We start from the raw sequence: 462 nt of genomic DNA, 5'->3' as shown, positions 1-462 counted from the left end.
CCGGTCTTCCTGCTCTCCGACGGCTATCTGGCCAACGGTTCCGAGCCCTGGCGCATCCCGGAGACGGACAGCCTGCCCGACCTGAAGACCCCCTTCGCCACCGGCCCCAACCACACCCTGGCCGACGGCACCGAGGTGTTCTGGCCCTACAAGCGCGACCCGCAGACCCTGGCCCGCCCCTGGGCCGTCCCCGGCACCCCCGGCCTCGAACACCGCATCGGCGGCATCGAGAAGCAGGACGGTACGGGGAACATCTCCTACGACCCGGCCAACCACGACCTCATGGTCCGCACCCGGCAGGCGAAGGTCGACAACATCGCCGTCCCCGACCTCGCCGTCGACGACCCCGCGGGCGCCCGCACGCTGGTGCTCGGCTGGGGTTCGACGTACGGGCCGATCACCGCCGCCGTCCGCCGGCTGCGCGCCGCCGGGCAGCCGATCGCCCAGGCCCACCTGAGACAC

1 pseudogene is annotated in these 462 nt (G+C 72.7%); it reads left to right on the top strand.

The annotated features are described in order from the left end of the window. Positions 1-462, top strand: a pseudogene (locus RNB18_RS51715) (2-oxoacid:acceptor oxidoreductase subunit alpha); the annotation flags it as partial.

Source organism: Streptomyces doebereineriae (assembly GCF_031845645.1).
Taxonomy (GTDB): Bacteria; Actinomycetota; Actinomycetes; order Streptomycetales; family Streptomycetaceae; genus Streptomyces; species Streptomyces canus.
Note: the sequence above shows the minus strand (reverse complement) of the source record. Positions and strands in the feature narration are given on the sequence as shown.